At 80.9% G+C, this 512-nt stretch carries 1 protein-coding gene; it reads left to right on the plus strand.

The window, feature by feature from the left end; translation table 11 throughout:
* Nucleotides 1–423, plus strand: a 423-nt coding sequence (locus tag NWP10_RS12305; protein WP_258301092.1) for a tetratricopeptide repeat protein, incomplete at its 5' end; no start/stop codon positions are given.
* Between the last annotated feature and the right edge of the window lie 89 nt (nt 424–512).

The raw sequence follows: 512 nt of genomic DNA on the forward strand, positions 1-512 counted from the left end.
GCGCCGCCCGTGCCGCCGCTGCACCGCGCCGCGCACGCGGCCCTGGCCGCGGACGACCTGCCCGGCGCGGTCGCCGCGTGGGAGGAGGCGCTGAAGGACACCCCGGCCGACCCCGTCGCCCAGCAGGGCCTCTCGGCCGCCCGGCTGATGCTGCGCACCCGCGACGCGGACGCGGCCGCCGTGCGCTCCGCCGCCGCCGACGCCCCCGATGACGCGGCCGCCCAGCTCGCCGTGGCGGACCTGGACGTGCTCGGCGGCCACGTGGAGGACGCCTTCGCCCGGCTCGTGCGCTTCATCGCCCTCCACCCGGGGGAGGACCGCGAGACGGTCCGGGCCCACCTCGTGGACCTGTACACCGTGGTCGGCGTGGACGACCCGCGCGTGACGGCCTCCCGCCGCCGGCTCGCCGCCGCCCTCTTCTGAGCTCGAGGCCCCGCCCCCGCCCGTCCGCCCGCCCTGGGCGGGGAATCCCCCTCGCGGGGGAGGCGGGGCGCGGCCGGACTCGGCTAGCG

Origin of the sequence: Micrococcus sp. HG099, from assembly GCF_024723355.1 — a bacterium.
In the GTDB taxonomy this organism is placed as follows: domain Bacteria; phylum Actinomycetota; class Actinomycetes; order Actinomycetales; family Micrococcaceae; genus Micrococcus; species Micrococcus endophyticus.